Source organism: Paenibacillus sacheonensis (genome assembly GCF_009909195.1).
In the GTDB taxonomy this organism is placed as follows: Bacteria; Bacillota; Bacilli; order Paenibacillales; family Paenibacillaceae; genus Paenibacillus_Z; species Paenibacillus_Z sacheonensis.
This window is the reverse complement of sequence record NZ_JAAAMU010000008.1, coordinates 148,576-169,828: the sequence shown is the minus strand read 5'-3', so window position 1 is coordinate 169,828 and position 21,253 is coordinate 148,576. Positions and strand designations below refer to the sequence as shown.

At 57.1% G+C, this 21,253-nt stretch carries 19 protein-coding genes; 16 read left to right on the top strand and 3 right to left on the bottom strand.

Annotation, left to right across the window (positions count from 1 at the left end; all coding sequences use genetic code 11):
• Nucleotides 1-278: 278 nt before the first annotated feature.
• Entirely contained in the window at nucleotides 279-2,096 is a 1,818-nt protein-coding gene (locus GT003_RS17305; RefSeq protein WP_161700029.1) for a discoidin domain-containing protein, read from the top strand.
• Nucleotides 2,097-2,303: 207 nt separating this feature from the next.
• On the opposite strand, the gene GT003_RS17300 is transcribed toward GT003_RS17305, so the two are convergent.
• A complete protein-coding gene (locus GT003_RS17300) occupies nucleotides 2,304-3,278 on the bottom strand; it encodes a glycoside hydrolase family 43 protein (RefSeq protein ID WP_239566034.1) in 975 nt (324 codons plus the stop codon).
• Between the two features lie 190 nt (nucleotides 3,279-3,468).
• Here GT003_RS17300 and GT003_RS17295 point away from each other — a divergent pair, with 190 nt between their 5' ends.
• From GT003_RS17295 to GT003_RS17245, 11 genes are all read left to right on the top strand, one after another.
• On the top strand, nucleotides 3,469-5,265 hold the full coding sequence (locus tag GT003_RS17295; RefSeq protein WP_338045999.1) for a cache domain-containing sensor histidine kinase: 1,797 nt from the start codon (nucleotides 3,469-3,471) through the stop codon (nucleotides 5,263-5,265).
• On the top strand, nucleotides 5,262-6,050 hold the full coding sequence (locus tag GT003_RS17290) for a response regulator transcription factor (protein ID WP_161700027.1): 789 nt from the start codon (nucleotides 5,262-5,264) through the stop codon (nucleotides 6,048-6,050). The genes GT003_RS17295 and GT003_RS17290 overlap by 4 nt, the downstream gene beginning before the upstream one ends.
• A 106-nt stretch (nucleotides 6,051-6,156) precedes the next feature.
• Complete coding sequence (locus GT003_RS17285; RefSeq protein WP_161700025.1) at nucleotides 6,157-7,608, top strand: ABC transporter substrate-binding protein; 1,452 nt, start codon at nucleotides 6,157-6,159, stop codon at nucleotides 7,606-7,608.
• 61 nt (nucleotides 7,609-7,669) lie between these two features.
• Entirely contained in the window at nucleotides 7,670-8,638 is a 969-nt protein-coding gene (locus tag GT003_RS17280; protein WP_161700023.1) for a carbohydrate ABC transporter permease, read from the top strand.
• Nucleotides 8,639-8,640: 2 nt separating this feature from the next.
• Nucleotides 8,641-9,498 (top strand): carbohydrate ABC transporter permease, encoded by an 858-nt coding sequence (locus GT003_RS17275; RefSeq protein WP_161700020.1) that lies wholly within the window; start codon nucleotides 8,641-8,643, stop codon nucleotides 9,496-9,498.
• Nucleotides 9,499-9,552: 54 nt separating this feature from the next.
• Nucleotides 9,553-10,890 (top strand): extracellular solute-binding protein, encoded by a 1,338-nt coding sequence (locus tag GT003_RS17270; RefSeq protein WP_161700018.1) that lies wholly within the window; start codon nucleotides 9,553-9,555, stop codon nucleotides 10,888-10,890.
• A gap of 426 nt (nucleotides 10,891-11,316) precedes the next feature.
• Nucleotides 11,317-11,997 carry a Crp/Fnr family transcriptional regulator gene (locus tag GT003_RS17265; protein WP_161700016.1) on the top strand — a complete coding sequence of 227 codons (681 nt, stop codon included), beginning with the start codon at nucleotides 11,317-11,319 and terminating at the stop codon, nucleotides 11,995-11,997.
• Between the two features lie 31 nt (nucleotides 11,998-12,028).
• On the top strand, nucleotides 12,029-12,868 hold the full coding sequence (locus GT003_RS17260) for an ABC transporter ATP-binding protein (protein WP_161700014.1): 840 nt from the start codon (nucleotides 12,029-12,031) through the stop codon (nucleotides 12,866-12,868).
• On the top strand, nucleotides 12,801-13,565 hold the full coding sequence (locus tag GT003_RS17255; RefSeq protein ID WP_170312249.1) for an ABC transporter permease: 765 nt from the start codon (nucleotides 12,801-12,803) through the stop codon (nucleotides 13,563-13,565). The genes GT003_RS17260 and GT003_RS17255 overlap by 68 nt, the downstream gene beginning before the upstream one ends.
• Before the next feature lie 27 nt (nucleotides 13,566-13,592).
• A complete protein-coding gene (locus GT003_RS17250; protein WP_161700012.1) occupies nucleotides 13,593-14,639 on the top strand; it encodes an ABC transporter substrate-binding protein in 1,047 nt (348 codons plus the stop codon).
• 19 nt (nucleotides 14,640-14,658) lie between these two features.
• Nucleotides 14,659-15,579, top strand: a complete 921-nt coding sequence (locus tag GT003_RS17245; RefSeq protein WP_239566032.1) for an MBL fold metallo-hydrolase — start codon at nucleotides 14,659-14,661, stop codon at nucleotides 15,577-15,579.
• 234 nt (nucleotides 15,580-15,813) lie between these two features.
• Here the strand turns inward: GT003_RS17245 and GT003_RS17240 are convergent, their stop codons facing one another.
• Nucleotides 15,814-16,497, bottom strand: a complete 684-nt coding sequence (locus GT003_RS17240) for a TVP38/TMEM64 family protein (protein WP_161700008.1) — start codon at nucleotides 16,495-16,497, stop codon at nucleotides 15,814-15,816.
• A 220-nt stretch (nucleotides 16,498-16,717) separates the two neighbouring features.
• Here GT003_RS17240 and GT003_RS17235 point away from each other — a divergent pair, with 220 nt between their 5' ends.
• Complete coding sequence (locus tag GT003_RS17235) at nucleotides 16,718-17,182, top strand: phage tail protein (protein ID WP_161700006.1); 465 nt, start codon at nucleotides 16,718-16,720, stop codon at nucleotides 17,180-17,182.
• Nucleotides 17,183-17,304: 122 nt separating this feature from the next.
• On the opposite strand, the gene GT003_RS17230 is transcribed toward GT003_RS17235, so the two are convergent.
• Nucleotides 17,305-18,201, bottom strand: a complete 897-nt coding sequence (locus GT003_RS17230) for a LysR family transcriptional regulator (protein WP_161700004.1) — start codon at nucleotides 18,199-18,201, stop codon at nucleotides 17,305-17,307.
• A 118-nt stretch (nucleotides 18,202-18,319) separates the two neighbouring features.
• Here GT003_RS17230 and GT003_RS17225 point away from each other — a divergent pair, with 118 nt between their 5' ends.
• From GT003_RS17225 to GT003_RS17215, 3 genes are all read left to right on the top strand, one after another.
• Nucleotides 18,320-19,576: a YbfB/YjiJ family MFS transporter gene (locus tag GT003_RS17225; protein WP_161700002.1), complete on the top strand. Its 1,257-nt coding sequence runs from the start codon at nucleotides 18,320-18,322 to the stop codon at nucleotides 19,574-19,576.
• 125 nt (nucleotides 19,577-19,701) lie between these two features.
• Nucleotides 19,702-20,523 carry an alpha/beta fold hydrolase gene (locus GT003_RS17220; protein WP_161700000.1) on the top strand — a complete coding sequence of 274 codons (822 nt, stop codon included), beginning with the start codon at nucleotides 19,702-19,704 and terminating at the stop codon, nucleotides 20,521-20,523.
• Between the two features lie 11 nt (nucleotides 20,524-20,534).
• Nucleotides 20,535-21,035 carry a DinB family protein gene (locus GT003_RS17215; RefSeq protein WP_161699998.1) on the top strand — a complete coding sequence of 167 codons (501 nt, stop codon included), beginning with the start codon at nucleotides 20,535-20,537 and terminating at the stop codon, nucleotides 21,033-21,035.
• Nucleotides 21,036-21,253 lie beyond the last annotated feature (218 nt).

Below are 21,253 nucleotides of genomic sequence, written 5' to 3'. Positions count from 1 at the left end.
ACGGGACGGAGTCGACTCGCCATGAGGGCCGTTCCTATAAAGTCAGGTTGCCATGTAGAAAGAAGGAGCCAGGGCCAATCAACGGTTCAATAGTTGGGTGATCATCAAAAACATAAGAGCCGCCACGGAAAAACTCCACGGACGGCTGGCTACTTCTGCGGGCGAGCTCGCAGTTTCACTAGCGCCGATCATTTGAGCAGGAGAAAGGGGAATGATTGATGGAGAGGCCAAGACGCACTCAGGGAAAGAAAAAATTTAAAGCAAAGATAAGAGGTTATTTGCTCGCGGCAACGTTCATCGTTTCGTTAATGGCATTCGGGGCCCCGGCACTTGCCGGACTGGATGAGGGGGACGTCCCCGCCCAAGTCGCCGTGACGTACGACTCGAACGGGGGTTCGCTGGTTAACCCTGAGTTTGTATCGTCGCCCGGAGGTAAGGTACTGTTCCAGCATACGCCGCAGAGGGAGTGCTACAGCTTCGCGGGCTGGTACTACGACAGCGCACTGACGCAAGCCTACAAGGCATCGGATCCGATTTATAACAGCTTGACGTTGTATGCCAAATGGACGGCATCGGGAACAACCGGGACGTGCAGCGCTGCCGTAATAACCTCGAGTATCGGTACGGTGAGTACCGGCGGGACGGCCAACGAGACGATCACCTTCGGAAGCGACATCAAGCTGGCTGCCTTGAAGGCGGCGATCACGCCTTCGGCGAATGCGACGTTCGAGATCTACAATGCGGACGGCGTAACGAAAGCGACGACGCTGGAGACGGGCATGAAGATCATTGTCACCTCGCAAACCGGATCGAGCAAGACGACGTACGCGATTACGGTGACTTCTCCGAACGTAGCGTTAAATCGACCCGCGACGGCCGACAGCATGTGCACTCCCTCGCAAAATGCGGCCAAAGCCGTGGACGACCAAGTAAGCAATGACAGCAAATGGTGCTCCATGTCCGGCAGCCGCTGGTTGCAGGTGGATCTTGGCTCGGTGAAGCAAGTAAGCCAATTCGTCATCAGGCACGCATCGGAAGGCGGACAGCCCGCTTCCTATAACACGAAGGCTTACAATATCCAAATCAGTGCCGACGCGAAGAGCTGGAGCACGGTCGTTAACGTAAACAATAATACGAGCGGCGTTACGGTAGACAACATATCGGATGCGCAGGCCCGTTATATCAGATTGAACGTCACGACGCCTACCCAAACTTCGGATGCCGCGGCGAGAATCTATGAGTTCGAGGTCTATGAGCATCAGAATTTGGCACTGAATAAACCCGCAAAGGCCGACAGCACGTGCAACGTCTCGCAGACGGCGGCCAAAGCCGTGGACGGGAGCGATACCAACGATAGCAAATGGTGTTCCTTGTCGGGCAACCGTTGGCTGCAGATCGATCTCGGCACGGTGAAGCAAGTGAACCGATTCGTCATCAAGCACGCATCGGAGGGCGGAGAAACCGTCTCCTACAACACGAAAGCTTACAACATCCAGGTCAGCAGCGACGGCACGGCATGGAGCACCGTAGTCAAAGTAACCGGTAATACGGCTAGCGTAACCGTGGATAGTATCGCTTCCGTATCGGCCCGCTATATCAAGTTGAACGTCACGACGCCAACGCAAACCGCGAACCAGGCGGCGAGGATTTATGAGTTTCAAGTATTCGGCCCTTCCAATTTGGCCTTCAATAAACCCGCGACGGTCGACAGTACGTGCAATGCCCCGCAAACCGCGGCAAGAGCCGTGGACGGCAGCGTCATCAACGATAGCAAATGGTGCTCCAAGTCCAGTAACCGTTGGCTGAAGATCGATCTCGGCTCCGTGAAGCAAGTGAACCAATTCGTCATCAAGCACGCATCGGAGGGCGGAGAGACCGCCGCCTACAACACGAAGGCGTATAAAATCCTGGTCAGCACCGACGGTACCAATTGGACTTCGGTAGTGAATGTAACGAACAATACGAGCGGCATATCGGTAGATAAGGTTACCGTCGTATCGGCCCGCTATATCAAGTTAGACGTCACGACGCCTACGCAAACGGCGAACGCCGCGGCAAGGATCTATGAGTTTGAGGTATACGGCCCTCCAAATTGACATGACAAGCAAAGCGATATTGTTACTGCGGGAGTTTGATCTAGATAACCGTTCGTGATCCACACGCATAAGAGCCGTCAAGGAGATGCCTCCTTAACGGCTCTTATACGTTAACTATCCTTAGCGAGGCTTAGCAACCGATTATGCGAGACAGTCGCGCCGCTCCCGACAGGGCGTGGACTGGCGCAGCTGCACTGGCTATTTACGTCACGCGTACGGATCGATCGTCCGAATCGTGCCATCCTCGTTGTACTGCAGCTCGGCGCATTTCACGCAGCGCTTATTGTCGGCGCCGCCGGAGAGGGAGCTGTCGTGGTAGAACAGCAGCCATCGGCCCTGGAACTCCACGATGGAATGGTGGGTCGTCCAGCCGACGACCGGGGTCAGAATCGTGCCTTGGAACGTGAACGGACCGTAGGGATGATCGCCGATCGCGTAGACCAGCTTGTGCGTCGTGCCGGTCGAGTAGGAGAGGTAGTACTTGCCGTTATAGGTATGCATCCACGGCCCTTCGAAATAACGGCGATCCTCGTCGCCGGCCAGAATGGGCAGGCCGTCCTCGCCGACGATGGAGACTTCGCGCGGCTCCTCCTCGAACGTCAGCATGTCGCGGCTGAGCCGGGCGACGCGCGGACCGAGGGCCGGCGCATCGGGAGCGGGCCCTTCGGCATTCGCGATGAACGCGCCCGTCTGCCACTTCTCGAGCTGCCCGCCCCAGAGGCCGCCGAAATACATATAGGCCTCGTCCCCTTCGACGAATACGGCCGGGTCGATACTGAAGCTGCCCGGCATATAGCTTGGCTGCGGCTCGAACGGGCCGGCGGGCGACGAGCCTGTCGCGACGCCGATGCGGAAGACGGAGTCCTGGTCGCGGGCCGGAAAGAACAAGTAGTAGGTACCGTCCTTATAGGCCGCGTCCGGCGCCCACAGCTGCTGCTTGGCCCAAGGAATATCGCGCAGATGCAGCGCCTCTCCGTGATCGACGCAAGCCGCGTCGAACCCGTCCATCGAGAGAATATGATAATCTTCCATGTCGTATTGGTCGCCGTTGTCGTTGGACGCCTGTTCATGGTCCAGATCATGCGACGGATAAATATAGAGCTTGCCCTCGAAGACATGCGCCGACGGATCGGCGGTATAGATATGGGTCACGAGAGGCTCGCCCCATTTAAGCGTTTTCATTTTGATCATCCCCCGCAGCAAAGAGTAATCTTCCTGATTTATTCTAGCAAACCTGCTCCGCCTCGCGGCGTCTCCTGTGCTTGTGAAAAATACCGATATCATTGGGTTTTTTGGAATTTGACGTTACTTGACACGCTTTGGGGAATCCATTACGTTGTCTTTAGCATTTATAAGCGAGGCAGGGTTGCCTGTGAAAATACGGGGAATAAGGTTCATCCAGCTGCGGGAACGTAATACCCTACGGAATCAAATTTTTATCAGCTTCACCCTGACGATCATTCTCGTGCTTACCTTCGCGGGAGCGTTCATCTATGGCGAAGTGTCCGTGCTCCTCAAGAATAGCGCGGAGAAGCATATTCAACAGACGGCGATCCAGGCCAATGGAAGGCTGGACGCGCTCCTGAAGCAGGTCGATTCGCTCACGACCCAGATTGCCGTGGATGCCTACGTACAGAAGCTCCTTTCCCGGGAGGCGGAAGGAAGCCGGTCCAATTTCAACGAGCGCCAGTCGCTGCTGCAAATCGCCAACAACTACATGGCATACTCCTCGGGCATCAGTTCCCTGGAGCTGTATACGATCGATAACAAGCGCCTGTTCCCGCTCGACGACTCCAGCCTGAACCGCATCTCCGGGGACGCGCTTGCCGCGGCGGACGAGAAGAAAGGACGGCTTGCCTGGATCGGCATCGATCCGCGTTCGCCGGACACGGTGCTGGCGGTCCGCCGCATTAACCTGCTCGACCATGCCTATTCGCCCGGAGGCTACGTGGTCGTCCGCGTCAACCGGGATTATTTCAATATGTTCGCGTCCGATTCCGCAGACCGCTCCGAAGCGCGGGAGTCCATGCTGCTGAGCGACAGCGAAGGCAATCCGATTCTCTCGGACATGAACGACGAGACCGCGCAGGCCGTCGCCGCCCAGACGGGCAGCACGGTAACGGTCGGCGGGCAGCGAATGCTCGCCGTTCGGCAGCATTCCGACGTCACGGACTGGAAGCTCGTCATGCTCCTGCCGGTCGAGGCGGCTACCGAGGGAATATCGGTGCTGCGCACGGCGATTTACGTGTCGATCGGCATCGCGGCCTTGGCCTTCCTGCTGCTGACGCTGCTGCTGTCCACGATGATTACCCGGCCGATCCAGCAGCTGATGAGAAGCATGCGCAGCGCGCGGTTCGGCGGGCTTAAGCCGCTTCCGGCGACCCGCAACCCTTTGCGGACGATGGAAATCAATGAACTGAATCATACCTACAACCGTATGGTCACCCATATGAACGAGCTGATCCAGGTCGTCTACGAGAAGGAGATTACGCAGAGCCGCACCGAGCTGAAGGCGCTGCAAGCGCAGATCAACCCGCATTTCCTGTTCAACACGCTGGAGGCTTTCTATTGGTCGCTGGAGGAAAAAGAAGAGAGCGAGCTCGCCAGGACGATTCTCGCGATGTCGGGTTTGTTCCGTTACGTCATCGGCAGCGCCGAAGCCCACGAAGAGTGGGTGACCGTTCGCGACGAAGTCGAGCATACGCGGCGTTACCTGCAAATCATGAAGATGCGTTTGATCGACCGGCTGCACTATGAGATCGACGCGGAGGAAGAGCTGCTGCACGTGCCGATTCCGAAGCTGATCCTGCAGCCGCTCGTGGAGAACGCCATCCTGCATGGCGTGGAGAGCCGCATCGGGCCGGGATCGGTCACGGTTCGCATCCGGTCGTCGCTGCCTGGCTTGGTCATGATCTCTGTCAGCGACGACGGGGCCGGCATGGACGCGGAGACGCTGGCAAGGCTCGTTCAAAGCTTGGACGCCGCCGCTCCCCAGGCGTCCAAGAAAGGGGCCGGCGTGGCCATGTTCAACGTGCAGCGCCGCCTGAAGCTCCACTATCCGGCCGTCTCCGGGCCAAGCGGCGGGCTGCATATCGAGAGCAAGCCCGGAGCGGGCACGACGGTAAGCTTTGAAATTACGATGACTTCGAAAGGGGAGGCGCTCCTATGAGAACATTGCTGATCGTGGATGACGAGCCGCGCACGCGCCTGGGCATCCAGAAGACGCTCACCGCCTGGTCGGCAGGCCGGCACAGAATCGAGACGGCGGCGAGCGGGGTAGAGGCACTGGAATGGTTGAAAGCGAATACAGCACATGTCATCATCACGGATGTGCGAATGCCGGAAATTGACGGCTTGCAAATGCTGGAGGCATTGGCTCGGCGCGGACCGCTGCCCGTCATCGTCGTCATCTCCGGCCATGCCGAGTTCGACTATGCGAGAAAGGCGCTTCAGCTGGGCGCGTTCGACTATATTCTTAAGCCGCTCGACAAGGATATTCTGATGGAAACCGTGCAGCGGGCGCTGCAGCTCGAAGAGGGCCGCGAGCGGATGCAGGCCATGGAGAAGCTGGTGGACGCGAAGCTGCTGGAGGTGGGACGCAGCGAAGCGCGGCTCGGCGCGCCGATCAAGGATGCCATCGGCTATATCGAGGCCCATTTGGAGGAGCCGATCAGCATGAAGCAGGTAGCCGATCTCATGCATCTCAACGCGAGTTATTTCAGCGTGCTGTTCAAGGAGCAGACCGGCGTTACGTTCAGCGATTATCTGACCCGCATCCGGCTGCAGAAAGCCAAGGAGCTGCTCGTTTCGACGCGGCTGCCGATCTCGGATATCGCCGAGAAGGTCGGCTACGGCACGGCCAAGTATTTCATCAAGGTGTTCAAAGACAACGAGGGCAGCAGCCCGAGGCAGTACCGCGTGCAGGTGCTCGAGGAAGACCGATCCATCCGATAAAAGTGGAATTTCTCCCAATCGCCGTTACTGTTGCGCTTACATCGCAGATTTTATAATGATGTATGCGGTTACAACATACCGAGCGTAAAAAAGGGGAGGAAGAAACATGAAACGCGCTTTATCCATTTCGACGGCCATTGTCTTATTGTCTTCTGTTCTTACCGCATGCGGAGGGAACCCGAACGCTTCGAACGATGCCGGCACCGCAAACGCAGGCAACGCGGGCGCCAGCAATACCGAGTCGAATACCAAGGCGGATGCCGGCAACGCCGCGGCGAATGCCGATGCGGGCGGCACGCCGGACAAGACCGGGGAAAAAATCACGATTAACCTCTGGAGCTTCACCGACGAGATCCCGAACATGACGAAGAAATACCTCGAGACCCATCCGGACGCGAACGTGGATTTCAAGACGACGGTCATCGCGACGACGGACGGCGCTTACCAGCCGGCTCTCGACCAGGCGCTCGCCGGCGGCGGCAAGGATGCTCCCGATCTGTACGCGGCCGAGTCGGCCTTCGTTCTCAAGTACACGCAGGGCGACGCGTCCGACTACGCGGCGAATTATTCCGATCTCGGCCTCGACGATCAGCAGGTGAAGGACGCCGGCATCGCCCAGTATTCGGTCGATATCGGCAGCAAGGACGGCCAGTTGAAAGGCCTCGCTTACCAAGCTACCGGCGGGGCCTTCATCTACCGCCGCTCGATCGCCAAGGAAGTGTTCGGCACGGATGATCCGGCAACGATCAAGACGAATGTCGGACCGGGCTGGGATAAATTCTTCGACGCCGCCGCGAAGCTGAAGGCGAAAGGCTACGGCATCGTTTCCGGCGACGGCGACATCTGGCACCCGATCGAGAATAGCTCCGACAAGGGCTGGATCGTGGACGGCAAGCTGCATATCGATCCGAAGCGGGAGCAGTTCCTGGACTTCTCCAAGCAGCTGAAGGACAAAGGATACTCCAATGGCACGACTGACTGGACCGAGGCTTGGTACGCCGATATGTCCGGCACCGGCAAACAACCGATATTCGGCTTCTTCGGACCCGCTTGGCTCATCAATTACGTGATGAGCGGCCAAGTCAAAGCCACGAAAGGCGACTGGGCCGTAACCGAACCGCCGACCGGCTTCTTCTGGGGCGGCACGTGGCTGCTCGCGAACAAAGACGTCGTGAAAGACGATGCCAAGAAAGCGGCCGTAGCCGATTTCATTAAATGGGTTACGCTCGACTCCACCGATACGGGCCTCCAGCATTTCTGGGCGAACGGAACCATGAAGGCGGGCGAGCAAGGCACGAAGGACAGCGTCGCTTCTTCCGTGGTCATGTCCAAGTCGGACGGCACGGTCGATCTGCTCGGCGGACAGAACATGTTCGACGTCTTCGTTCCGGCCAACGCCAACGCGACGGGCAAGAACCTCACCCAATACGACGAATCGATCAACCTGATCTGGCGCGACCAGGTCCGTCAGTATGCCGAAGGCAAGAAGAGCCGGGAGCAGACGTTGAAGGACTTCAAGCAAAAGGTTCAGGACCAGCTCGGCATCGACAGCGAGTAATAGTACCGGAGGGGCGGGAGTTCCCGCCCCTCCTATTTTGATCATCGACGAGGTGAGTGCCATGCGCCGCAAGGGCATCAATTATTCAAAATTCGGCTATTTGTTCAGTCTTCCGTTCCTGCTCGCGTTTCTGGTGTTCTCTTTTTATCCCGTTCTGTACACCGCGGTCATCGGCTTTACCGACATGAAGGGGGTCATCCCCAAGCCGGTTCATATCTTGGATCACCCTTTCGATAACTTTAAATATCTGCTGTTCGACAACGTTTCCTTTCGGACGTCGCTCTCCAATACCGCGCTTATCTGGATCCTGAACTTCATTCCCCAGATGGCGTTCGCGCTGCTGCTCACCGCTTGGTTCACCAACCAGCGCTTGAAAGTGCGGGGGCAAGGCGCCTTCAAAGTGCTGCTCTATATGCCAAATATCATCACGGCGAGCACGATCGCCGTGCTGTTCAACTCCCTGTTCTCTTACCCGATGGGGCCGATAAACAGCTTGTTCGAGACGTTCGGATGGATTCATGAGCCCGTTAATTTCCTGCAGGACAAGACGACGGCACGGGGGATCGTAGCCTTCATCCAGTTCTGGATGTGGTACGGGAATACGATGATTATCCTGATCGCCGGCGTCATGGGAATCAATCCCGCGTTGTTCGAGGCCGCATCCATCGACGGCGCAAGCGGGTGGCAGATCTTCTTCCGCGTCACGCTCCCGAGCCTGCGGACAATCATGCTCTACACCTTGATTACCTCTACGATCGGCGGCTTGCAGCTGTTCGATATTCCGCAGCTCTTCCTGTACGGAGGGCCGGACGATGCGACGCTCACGACCTCGGTGTTTATTTACGGCCAGGCGTTCAAGGGCAGCTATATGTTCAACCGGGCAGCGGCGGCCAGCATGATCATGTTCGCCATCGCGGCGGTTCTGGCGGGACTTCTGTTCTACCTGATGCGCGATCGGGACGCGGCTAGAGCGAGGAAAGCAAACCGAATTCGCAACAAAGCTGCCAAAGCAGCGGCAAGGGGGGTATAACCATGGCGAAAAAGAATCGGTCCGGCTCCACGGTCTCCCTTACGTTGAACAAAACGGTCGTCTATGTGGTGTGCATCGTTCTGGCGCTGCTGAGCATTTTGCCATTCTGGATCATGTTCGTCAATGCGACCCGTTCGACGGAGGAGATCCAAAGCGGTCTGTCCTTAATTCCGTCTATGCACTTCAAAACCAATCTGGACGTACTGCTCAGCAAGAGCTTCGATCCCCTCAAGGGATTTTTCAATTCCCTGATGATCTCGGGCTTCTCCACGATCTGCGCGGTCTACTTCTCGTCCCTGACCGCCTATGCGCTGGTGGCCTACAACTGGAAAATGCGCCAGGCCTTCTTCACCGTGATCATGCTGGTCATGATGATTCCGGCTCAAGCCAGCGCCATCGGCTTCTACAAAATGATGTACCAGCTGCACTGGACGAACAATTTCCTCCCGCTCATCCTGCCGTCCATCGCGGCGCCGGCGATCGTGTTCTTCATGCGCCAATATTTGCTCGCGACGCTGTCGATGGAGATCGTGGAGGCATCGCGCATCGACGGCGCCGGCGAGTTTTACACCTTCAACCGCATCGTCATGCCGATTATGGTGCCGGCGATCGCGACGCAGGCGATCTTCGCCTTCGTGGCCAGCTGGAACAACTTGTTCATGCCGCTCATCCTGCTGACGGAGAAGAGCAAATATACGCTGCCGATTATGGTGAGCCTGCTCAAAGGGGATATCTATAAGACGGAGTTCGGATCCATCTACATGGGCCTCTCCTTAACGGTGCTCCCTTTGTTTGTGATATACTTCCTGCTGTCGAGATATATAATCGCCGGCGTGGCGCTTGGCGGCGTGAAGGAGTAAGAGGCTCGCTGCCGCCAAAACCCGCCTTGCCGAACGAGTTGGGTGGGTGGATCGATGAAAGCACGTATGAAATACCGAACGCTGACGGCCCTTCTCATCGGTCTGGCGCTGCTTCAACCCGGTTGCGCCAAGGAATCGGGCGAGGAACCGCAGTGGGCAAGCGAAGAGACGGCCGGAAAGCTGACGATTCATATGATGCATCTGTGGCCGGAGGGCGGCGCGCCCGGCCAGCATCAAATCGTGAACAAGATTATCGCCGAGTATCAGACGGAGAATCCGAACGTCACGATCAAGCAGGAAGTCCTGGACAACGAGCGGTACAAGGCGAAGATACGCGTGCTCTCCGCGGTCAACGATCTGCCGGACGTCGGCTTGACTTGGCCGGCCGGCTACTTGCAGGATTTCGTCCGAGGCGATCTGTTCACGCCCCTCGACGACCTCCTGCACGGCGATCTGGAGAATGCGTTCCTTCCGGGAGCGACGGAGGCTTACAACGTTGGAGGCAAGACCTATGCGCTCCCGCTGGAGTTCAATATTGCACCCGTATATTACAACAAACGCATTTTTGCGCGGTACGGCCTGGAGCCTCCCGCTACGTACGAAGAGCTCCTGCGGATCGTTAAGAAGCTCGCGGATCGCGGCGTCGTGCCGATCGCGCTGGGCGACAAGGATCGTTGGACGGGGTCTCTCTGGTATATGTATCTGGCGGACCGCATCGCCGGTACGGAGAATTTGGCGAGCGCCCTCAACGGCACCGCCTCCTTCACCGGCCCGGGTCTGATCCAAGCGGCGAAGCGGATCCAGGATTTGGCCGGCATGCACGCGTTCAGCAACGGGTTCAACGGTCTCTCCAACGATGAAGCGAAAGCGCAGTTCATGGACAGCCAGGCGGCCATGTATTTGATGGGTACGTGGGAGCTCCCGAACTATACGACCAGCACGGCCGTTCCGCAGTCCTTCCGCGACAGCATGGGATTCTTCAAATTCCCGGCCGTCGCCGGGGGCAAGGGCAATGTCGACAGCTGGGTGGGCGGTCCCGGCGTCGGCTTGTTCGTTGCCGAGAATTCGCCGGTCAAGGAAGAGGCGAAGAAGTTCGTGCGGTATTTCGTGAAGCGATGGGGCGAGGAATCCGTGAACGGCGCGGGAATCCTTCCCGCAACGAAGGTGGACACGTCGAAAAATCAGCTGCCGCAGCTTTACGTGGATTTGCTCAAGGAAGTGAACAAGGCGACGAACATGACGTTGTTTGCCGACATCCAGATGCCGAACGACGCCGCCGAGGTCCATCTAAACCAGATTCAAGCGCTGTTCGGCCGCGAGATTACTCCGGCGGGCTTCGCCAAGGCGCATGATGCGGCGATTAAGAATGAAAACCAAGCATTGCGGGAGTGAGTACGATCGTCGCTGCGATGCGGCACGCATGGCGAAGAAGCAGGCCGAAGCGAAAGCATTTGGCTTTATCGGAGATTCGAACCGTATAGGTAAGCGGAAGGTATGGTATACGCAAAAGGCACCCAGCGAATGGGTGTCTTTTATTTTGAAGGACGTCAAAATCTCAAACCCGCCCTGAAATCGATTCTGTGGTCGCCCTCCAAGGCATTCAGTTCAATGGGATCTCATATCGGTTGTCTCGAAGGCCTGCCGGCCTTTGGGACAACCTTTTTTTGTTTTCTATACCGTTTTCGGCTAATAAGCCATCGTCACGCCTGTTATTTTGTCGGCTAGCCGACTGTTTTGTTATAAACTATGAACTATAATCGTAAATACCGATAAGTAAACTATGATTTACTCGAACAGCCAGAGAGGGGCGCAAGGGCGATGGACCAAGAGGGCATGTCCTCCTATTCGGAAGTAACCCTAACCGATAACGGCGAAGCGGAGCAAATCGCGTTAGCGAAGCTCTTTGAGGAATTCGGCACTTCCCGCGACATGAGGAAGAACGCCTTTATCTTCAGCAGCGAGGAGGAAAGCCAGGAGATCTATTTCGTCCGAGACGGGCTGGTGAAAATCTCGCAGTTTGCGCAAGAGGGCCAGAGCATTACCTTGTTCCTGCGGCGCAAGGGCGAGGTGTTCGGCGCGGCAGAGGTGCTGACGGGGCAGAAGAGGCAGCGCTATGCGCGATGTATCACGGACAGCTGCATTCTCTCCATTCCGGCATCCCAATTCACCGGCTTGCTGAAGGGACATCCGGAAGCCCTCTACGCGCTTACGGTGGCCAACGCCCGCCGCCTGCTGCAGACGCAGCGGTATGTGGAAACGCTCATCTCGAGACCGGTTGCCTGGAGGCTGGCTCAGCTATTGATGCAGCTCGGAGTTCGCGCGGGCAAGGAGACGGTGGTCAAGCTTCCGCTTAGCCATGAGGAGATCTCCTATGTCATCGGCTGCAGCAGGCAGACGGTTACGGAGACATTGGGCCGATGGCGTGACGAAGGCATCGTTCGTTACGAGAAGAAGACGGTCGTCATTCTCGATACCGACGAGTTCCAACAGCACTTGTAACGATAGAAGACATCAACATGGGGGGCAGAGCATGATCCGAGTAGAGAGAGTCGGCAAGACGTTCGCGCAGCGGGGCGGAGCGGGCTACACCGCGTTGGATGACATTACATTCGAGATCGGCAAGGGAGAGTTCGTCTCCATCCTCGGTCCTTCCGGATGCGGCAAGTCCACGCTGCTGAATTTGGTGGCGGGGCTGGAGCGGGCGGATCAAGGCCGCGTCGAAGCGAACGGAAAGGAAGTCACGGCCCCGGGACCCGATCGGATCGTCGTGTTTCAGGAGCATGCGCTGTATCCTTGGCTCACCGTGCTGGAGAACGTCGCATTCGGCCTCAAGCAGAAGGGAATCAACAAGAAGGAGCGCCGCGAGCGGGCCATGGAGCAGATCCGGACCGTCCATCTGGGCAAGTTCGCGGACCGCTATCCCCATGAGCTGTCGGGCGGGATGAAGCAGCGGGTGGCGATAGCGCGGGCGCTCGTCCTGGACCCGGAGATCCTGCTCATGGATGAGCCGTTCGCGGCGCTGGACGAACAGACGAGGCTGCTGCTGCACAAGGAATTGGAGCAGATCTGGCTGAACACGAGGAAGACCATCCTGTTCATTACGCATAACATCCGTGAAGCGGTCACGCTGTCGGAGAGGGTACTCGTCATGTCGACCCGGCCCGGACGGATCAAGAAGGAGTTTCGCGTCCAGGCGACCCGGCCGCGAGCGCCCGGCGATTCCGTTCTGCACCAGATCGAAAGTCAGATCATGGATACGTTGGCTGCCGAGCTGGAGAAGGTGGCGAAGGAGGAATACGGCAATGACTACGCTCTGGAGAAAGGCCCTTTTTCTCATTCTGCTGCTCGTAATCTGGGAGACGGCATATAGGACGATGCATTGGGGCTGGCGCTTCCCATCGGCGCTGCAGACGATGCATACGTTCTACGATGGGATCGCCGACGGGCAGCTGCTCCAAGCGACGCTTAGCAGCCTGAGGCGAATCCTCGTCGCGTTCGCCCTCTCATGCCTCCTCGGCATGACGCTCGGCGTCTTGTTCGCCCGGAGCCGGCTGTTGGACGAGACGTTCGGCTTTGCGGTCGTCGCGCTGCAGACGGTGCCGAGCATCGCCTGGCTGCCTTTCGCGATCATCTGGTTCGGGCTGAACGACTTCGCCGTCGTGTTCATCACGACGAGCGGGGCGACGTGGACGATGACGATCGCGAGCCGAAGCGGGATCAAGAACATCCCTCCGATTTATCTGAAGTCGGCGCAAATGTTCGGAACGGGCCGCGGTTTCCGGCTTTTCTATCAAGTCATGGTCCCCGCCGCCATCCCTCAGCTTATTACGGGCATGCGCATGGCCTGGGCATTCGCCTGGCGTGCGCTCGTCTCCGGCGAGCTCATCGCGCGCGGGATCGGGCTGGGGCAGATGCTGGAGGAGGGACGAAGCCTCGGAGACACTTCCCTCATGCTCTGCATCGTGCTCGTGATCGCGATTCTCGGTACGATCTCCGACCATCTCGTTTTCAAGCGCATCGAGGACCGGATCTGGACCCAATACGGCCTGAATGCTGCCAAATCGTAAGCTTACTTAAGAAAAGGGGAATGATCCATGTTTAAAAAAGCGGTGTTTTCGAGTCTCGCAATCATCTTGACTTTGACTCTGCTATCCGGCTGTGGCTCCTCTGATTCGGGGAATAACGGGAGCTCCAGTTCGGCCAGCCCCATTACGGTGAGGATTGGCTTGCTTAAGAACGTAACCCATGCGCCTGCCTTCGTAGCGATCAAGAAGGGCTATCTGCAGGAACGCCTCGGCGCCAACGCGAAGATCGAAGTTCAAGGCTTCAACAACGGCTCCGACTTCTCGACCGCGATGGCAACCGGCCAGATCGACATCGGCTACGTCGGGCCAAGCCCGGTAATCAATCAATACGTCAGAAGCAAGAATATCAAGATTCTGTCCGGGGCGAACAATGGCGGCGCCGTGTTGGTGGCGAGGAAGGGCTCCGGCGTGACGAGCGTCAAGGACCTGGCTGGCAAACTGGTCGCAATTCCGACCAAGGGGAGCACGAACGAGATCTCGCTTCGTCTGCTGCTTCAGGAGCAAGGTTTGAAGGCGACCACGGACAAGAGCGGGGCGCAGCTCATCGCGATGGCGCCGGCGGATACGCTGACGGCCATGAAGCAAGGCCAGATAGACGCGGCGCTGCTGCCGGAGCCATGGGGCACGCAGATTGCGAACGAAGGCATCGGCGACATCGCCGTCGATTGGGACCAAATCCCGCCGAACAAGGGGAATTATCCGCTCACGATCATCGTATCGAGCGATGACTTCCTGAAGAAGCATCGGGATCTGGCCAAATCCGTACTGCTCACCAACGAGGACGCGATCAAGTTCATCAAGGATAGTCCGGCCGACACGTATTCCCTCGTCAGCGACGAGCTGAAGGAATTGACCGGCAAGGGACTGGCCCCCGAGTTAGTCAAGGCCGCGCTAGCCCATCTGAGCCTGACGACGAACATCGACCAAGATGCTTTGAAGACCATGGCACAGGTCGCGGTCGATGCCGGCTACATCAAGGATGTCGGAGCAGGCGGCTTGGATCTGACAGGCTTATATGACTTATCGTTGTTGGAAGAGATGCAGGAAGGCAAATAAATCGAGAGGAATGACAGCGATGCATATCCAGCCACAAGAGAATTTGCGGCCCGACTATCACCCGGACCTGACCGTCGTTCTGCTCGGAACGGGCTCGCCCCGCGCCTTCTATGGCCGCGCGAAGCCCGGAGTCGCGGTGCTAGCGGGAGACAAGGCGTTCCTCGTCGATTGCGGGGGAGCGGCGGTGGACCAACTGATCAAGGCGGGCATCATGCCCCAACGGATATCCGATGTTCTGTTCACCCATCATCATTACGATCATAACGGCGGATTCTTCGACGTCTTCATCACGAGCTGGCGCACGCATATTACCGCGGAACGCGTCTTCGAAGGCCGTTCGGTGCCCATGCAAGTGTACGGACCGGAAACGACGAAGGCGATCATCGGAAAAATGCGGGAGTCCTTCGAGTTCGACGTCAAGCTCCGGATCAGCTATAACCTCTCGGACGAAGCGGGCTCGCGAATCGAGTATACGGAGTGCAACGAGGGCGTAATATACGACAAGGACGGCATTCGCATTACCGCCTTCGAAGTGGATCATCGCCCCGTCTATCCGGCTGTCGCCTACAAGTTCGAGTATAACGGGAAGACGGTCGTGATCTCGGGCGATACGGTCCCGGTGGCCAGCATGGAGAAGCAAGCGGCCGGGGCGGATCTGCTTGTTCATGAGGCGTACAACAAGCCGTGGCTGGACGCCCTGATCGCGCAGCATCCGGAGCACGAGAAGGCGCTGGCGAATCCGGCGAAGTATCATACGACGACGCTCGAAGCGGCGGGGATCGCGCAGCGGGCTGGCGTCAAGCATCTCCTGCTTACGCATCACATTCCCGCGCCGGAGGCGAACCCGGCGGCGGAGCAAGCGTACATCGAGGGGATGGCCGACATATACGACGGCCCGATCACGGTCGGCCGCGACTTGATGGTCTTCGAATTAAAATAGCGGACGACCTCTCGAAGAAGGGCACCGGCCGGCTGCCCGCCGACCTCCGACTCGGACACGCTGGATACGATTAAAGCGGACCCGATCAGCGGCGCGCTGCCGGCCGCCAACAACGACCGTGTCTTTGTATGGAAAGCCGGGACCCGATCGCGATTCTGAGCCAGACCGAAGAATTGGCTGCATGGCCGACGAGTCTGTGATTAGGCTATCCAGAAAACGAAACTAAGGCGCCCATTAGGGCGCCTTAGTCGTGTCCAATGCAATTAGCTGTTTCAGCCTTCTTTTGTTTAACCGGTAGAACAACGCGATCGCTGCGGCCACGGCGACGGTCAGCAGCAGATAGAGACGATGATGGTCCGTTGCCGATAGCATGCCGAAGGATACGGAGGATAGGACAAGGCCATAGATCAAGTTCCCGATCGTCGTGGCGGCAATAAAGTGCAGCGTCTTGATCGAGCTTAGTCCGGATGAGATATTGATTAGATTCGTAGGCATAAGCGGCAGGATGCGCCCGAATAGAACGAAGGCAAAGCCGTTCTTCTCGATCCTCGCTTGAAATTGCCGCATTTTCTTCAAGTTGGCGAACGCATCATGGAAGAGATGCCGAATCGATAGGAAGACCAGCGTGCTGCCGATGACGCTGCATAGACAACCGAACAAATACCCTCGCCAAAAACCGAATAAGGTGATATTCGCCGTTATGACGAGGATAAGCGGAATGAACGTGAAGATGTTCTGCAGCGTCATAATGACCAACATGATAAGCATGAGCAATATAATATCATCGTGAGCGATCTCGCGAATGGTATCCGGCGTTATGTCGGATACGGTAAGACCGCTGTGCTGCAAGACCAAGAACAAGCAAAGCAGGAAGGCGATGTAGCCGATCAAGCGAATGATTAATTTGCGCTTATTCATCACGTATCCAAACTCCTTTAGGTTACCAAACTAACTATATTATATGGAATAAGCTGCGCGAATGTAAGAAGCAATATACAGTAATTTTTGATCCGCGCGCGGAGCAGCCAATCGATCGGAATCGGTTTTGGCGTTTATATCCATTTATTTTTTGGTATACTGGTTGGTAGATTGCGAGAAGGCAATAGTTGCATGAAATCATAGAAAACGAGGGATGGCTATGTCGTATGTCGTTGATTTTAAAAACGTGTCTACCGTAGGCTTGGAATCTTCGCCCGTCGCCGAGGCGCTGGCCGGACTGCGCGCGAACGAAGCCCGCTACTTCATGAACAAGTACAAGCATGAATTTACGGTTGTGCCGGCTAGCGAAAGTCAAGAGGACCTTGACTACGCGCACCGCATTTTGAAAGAAGAACGCGATATCGTATTCGCGGCCAAGCCCTTGGAAACGTCGCGCTTTCAAGTGGAGAACATCCAATTCACCTACGTGTTCTACGAGGACGGGCTGTCGATCAACGTCATGTATACGGTGGATGACCCGAAGAAGCGGGCGGTTGGTTTCAAGCTGAGCGAGGGGATGGAGATTCCGGCGGAGCTGGCGGAGAAATTTAAGTTCGCCCGGCAGAAGTCGAAGCTGGCCGGAACGATTCGGGGTTCGTTCTTTGTCATTAAAGGGCAATATTAGAGCAAGAGCGGCTAACGGTTGTACGGATGGCTAATCGGCTCAAAATGGCGCCTTATAAGCGCTAACGGTTGTCAGGAGGCTTATTGCGAGATTTTCTTTTTACCCGCCGCCGCATGCCGGCTTCATGATGCACTAGGCTCGGACGCGCAGACCTCTCTGACGGCGTTCATCAATAACAACGCCGCCTTCCCCAAGAGGTTCTTGTCCCTATAAACGATGCCGATGCCGAGGACGGGATTCAGGTCGGCGAAGGGCCTGATGACCGTGGAACCCGCGAGCTCGAGACCGCCGTAAATCGGAACGATGCCCACCCCGGCCGATGCGTTGACCATTTGTTGGATCACGAAGAAACTCCCGACCTCGATGCTCGAGAAGCGGCTCCGACCGGCGGGACAGAACGTCGTTTCCCAGAGCTCCCTATAGATACAAGTCGGCTCTTTGACCAGCACCGTCAGCCCCGCGAGATCACTCGCCTCGATGCTGTCCCGCTCGGCAAGAGGATGGTTCGCCGGCAGCATCACCCCTAATCGCTCCTCGACCAGCGGCTCGAATTCCAGCATGAGACTCGCGTGAGGAGCCGAGCAGATACCGAAATCCAGTTCGCCGGCTCGAACCCTGTCCAGAATCGATTTACTACCGCTCACTTCCATCGTTAACTCCACTTTCGGTCGCGACTTGCAGAAGCCGGCGATAACGGGCGCCAGTCTCTGGCTTGCGAGGGGTTCAATGGCGGCGAAACGAACGGTGCCGTCATCGCCCGCCGCGATATCGGAGACGGTCTGCCTGATGGAGCCGATCGACTTCAGCAGCGCCGCGGCCTCCTGATGGAGCCAGCGGCCGGCTTCGGATACGATCACGCGCTTGCCGTCGCGCACGAATAAGGATACGCCAAGATCGGCTTCGAGACGCTGAATCTGGAGGGTTACCGTAGAAGGCGCATATTGAAGTTCCTCGGCAGCCTTCTGAAAATGGCCAAGACGCACGCAAGCTTCGAAGGTCTTGAGCGCTCGAAGATCCATTTGTCATCACCTTTGGTTTAAGTTTTATGAACCATTCATTCATATAATTCAATTTTACAAAACTTTCCGCTGAATTTACACTAGGGTCAACAACATTATTTTAGGGGAAGATGGGGCAATGGGTACGAAATCCGCATGGAACTGGATCACGCTGTGGGCATCACTGATGTTTGTCGTCATTCTCGGTTTCTCCCGGTTGTCATACGGCATGTTCTTGCCCGGAATACAGCGGGAGATCGGAGGGAGCTACGGGCAGCTGGGCATCTTGGGAACGGTCAATTTCGTCGGATACTTGATCGGTACCTTGTGCCTCTCTCCAATCCTCTCGCGGTTCCCGGATCGCAAGCCGATCATCAATCGAATTACGTGTCTCCTGCTCGGATTGACCATGATCGGCTCGGCAAGCAGCCAGCATTTCATTCAACTCGGCCTGTGGCGGTTCGCAATCGGCTTATTATCGGCCATCGCTACCGTGTTAGTCCTGTCCATTGCCATGGATGCCGTTCGGCCTGCGGAACGAGGCGCGGCGTCGGGTCTCATCTGGTTGGGCGGCTCTGCCGGCATTCTCGTGACGGGCCTGTTCGCCCCCTTTACCATCGACCCCTCGCGATTGGAGGGCTGGCGGTATGCGTGGGCGGGTATGGGCGCGTTCGGCGTCATCGCGGCGGTCGGTTTCGAGTACGCCGCAAGAAGACGGGAACCAGCGGCGGAACCATCTGGGGCAGAAGCAGATTCGAAAGACCATGAACGCATGAATGTGTACCGTCTGCTGCTGCATCCGAAGAAGCTGCTGTTCCTGATCGGCTCCTACTTCTTCTTCGGCTGGGGCTACATCATCTATTTCACGTATCTGATTCCCTATCTGGTGAGCAAAGGCATTCCTTCTCTCGATGCCGGGTTGGTCTGGTCGGGGATCGGAGCGGCGGGCCTATTCAACGGGTGGATCGGCGGGAAGGCCATCGACCGCTGGCCGAGCGGCTATACGCTTGCGGCGGGGTTAACGCTCGGGACGATCGGCGTGTTCGGCGTGACCACCGGCAGTATGATCGGTACGGCAGCGGGCGCGATTACGATTGGACTGGTCTCCTTCATCACGCCGCCGCTGATGACGACCGCGCTTCTTCGGCGCCATGTTCCGCATCACGCCAATGCGGCATGCCTTAGCCTAGCCACGGCCTGTTTTGCCTCCGGGCAGATTATAGGTCCGATCGTTGGAGGCGCTGCGGTTGGCAGGTACGGCTTGCAATTCGGCGTCGCGTCCAGTGCGATCTTCATGGCGATCGCTGCCTTGCTGGCGGGTATATATGGACACGGACAACGGCGGGAGCATAGACAACGATTTCAGCAGAGCCAAACAAGCCAAACACGCCAATAAAGCCAAGAGGCCCAAGGTTTTCTTCGCGGCAATTCATGTTCTGTATATCCATGACAATACCTGTCACTATTAACGATTAGAATGGGTTCATGGAGCTTGAAACCACTAATGAGGAGTGACGCGAGATGGTGAATGCCGGTCCTAACGCCTTAGCCGAGAGGAAGTTTTATCAATCGGGGAATCTTCGGTTGTCTTACCTAGATTACGGCGGGGATAGCAAGCGAGTGATGATTATGCTGCATGGGTATATGGCGAATGCGCGGTCGTTCTCGGAGTTGGCCGTCCGTTTCCAAGATTGGCGGGTCATTGCGCTCGATCAACGCGGACATGGTTGGAGCGGCCATTCTTCCGGTAACGCGTATGCAAGAGAAGATTATATAAACGATATTCTGCATCTGATTCAATCGGAGCTTGGAGGGCAGCCTGTCACGATTCTCGGGCATTCCCTGGGCGGACTGAACGGGTATCAATTCGCGGCCCGTTATCCGGAATTGGTCAAAGCGCTAATCGTCGAAGATATCGGCGCGGAGATTAACGCCGACTTCTCCTTTGCGGACAAGCTTCCCTACCGGTCGGCCTCCTTGAAGGAGCTGCGCGCTTCGCTTGTAAGCGCAGGGCTGCGGGCCATCGATTATTTCTCCGAGAGCGTGCTGGAGGATGAACGCGGCTGGGGATTCCGCACGGATTTGAAGGGACTGCGGGTATCCGTTCCCCAGTCGAACGGGGTCTGGTGGGCGGATTGGCTGGGCTCGAGCTGCCCGATCCTGCTTATTCATGGCGCGAAGAGCTTCATTCTGGATACCGAGCAGGCAAAACGGATGGAAGCGCGCAGACCGGGCACGAAGCTGGTCGTGTTCGAGCAATGCGGGCACGGCGTCCACGCCGAGGACGTGAACGGGTATTATCGCGCGGTAAACGATTATCTGACGGAATTAAATCGAACTTAGGAGATGAGAACATGTACAGCACAGTCGAAGATTTCATTGCGGAGTGGAAGCGGGAGGCCGGATTGACGGAGAAGATCTTAGACGGTTTGACCGATCAGTCGCTCCTGCAGCAGGTTTATCCCGAAGGTCGCACGCTAGGCAGGATCGCATGGCATTTCGTTACGAACATCCCGGAATATTTGGCGGAATTCGGCCTCTCGATCGCGAAAGTACCGCATCCGGACGAAGTGCCGCCCTCCGCAAAGGAAATCGCCGAGACCTTCAGAACGGTAAGCTCCCAAGTCATCCGGGCGCTGGAGGAGCAGTGGACGGACGATACGTTGCGGCAAATCCAACGAGCGTTCGGAAGAATGGAGTCTGGGGTGACGATCTTGATGGGATTGATCAAGCATATCGTCCATCATCGCGGCCAGGTTACGGTACTGATGCGCCAAGCGGGCCTGCTTATTCCGGCCGTTTACGGTCCATCCAAAGAGGGATGGGCGCAGCTGGGCGTGAAACCGCCGCTTTGATAGGCGGGCAAGAACGATAAGGACAAACCCCTGCGTCACAAACCGAAATCGTTAATCGTCATGTACGTATCCATCCGGAGAGGAATGATGTACATGACGCCTAACGACAGCGAGCGCGCCAGGGACGTTGTCATTATCGGGACCGGCGCAGCGGAATTAACGGCCTCCGCCTGCTTGGCACGGGCAGCAAATCCGCGCTTTTGTTCTTATGGGGCCGG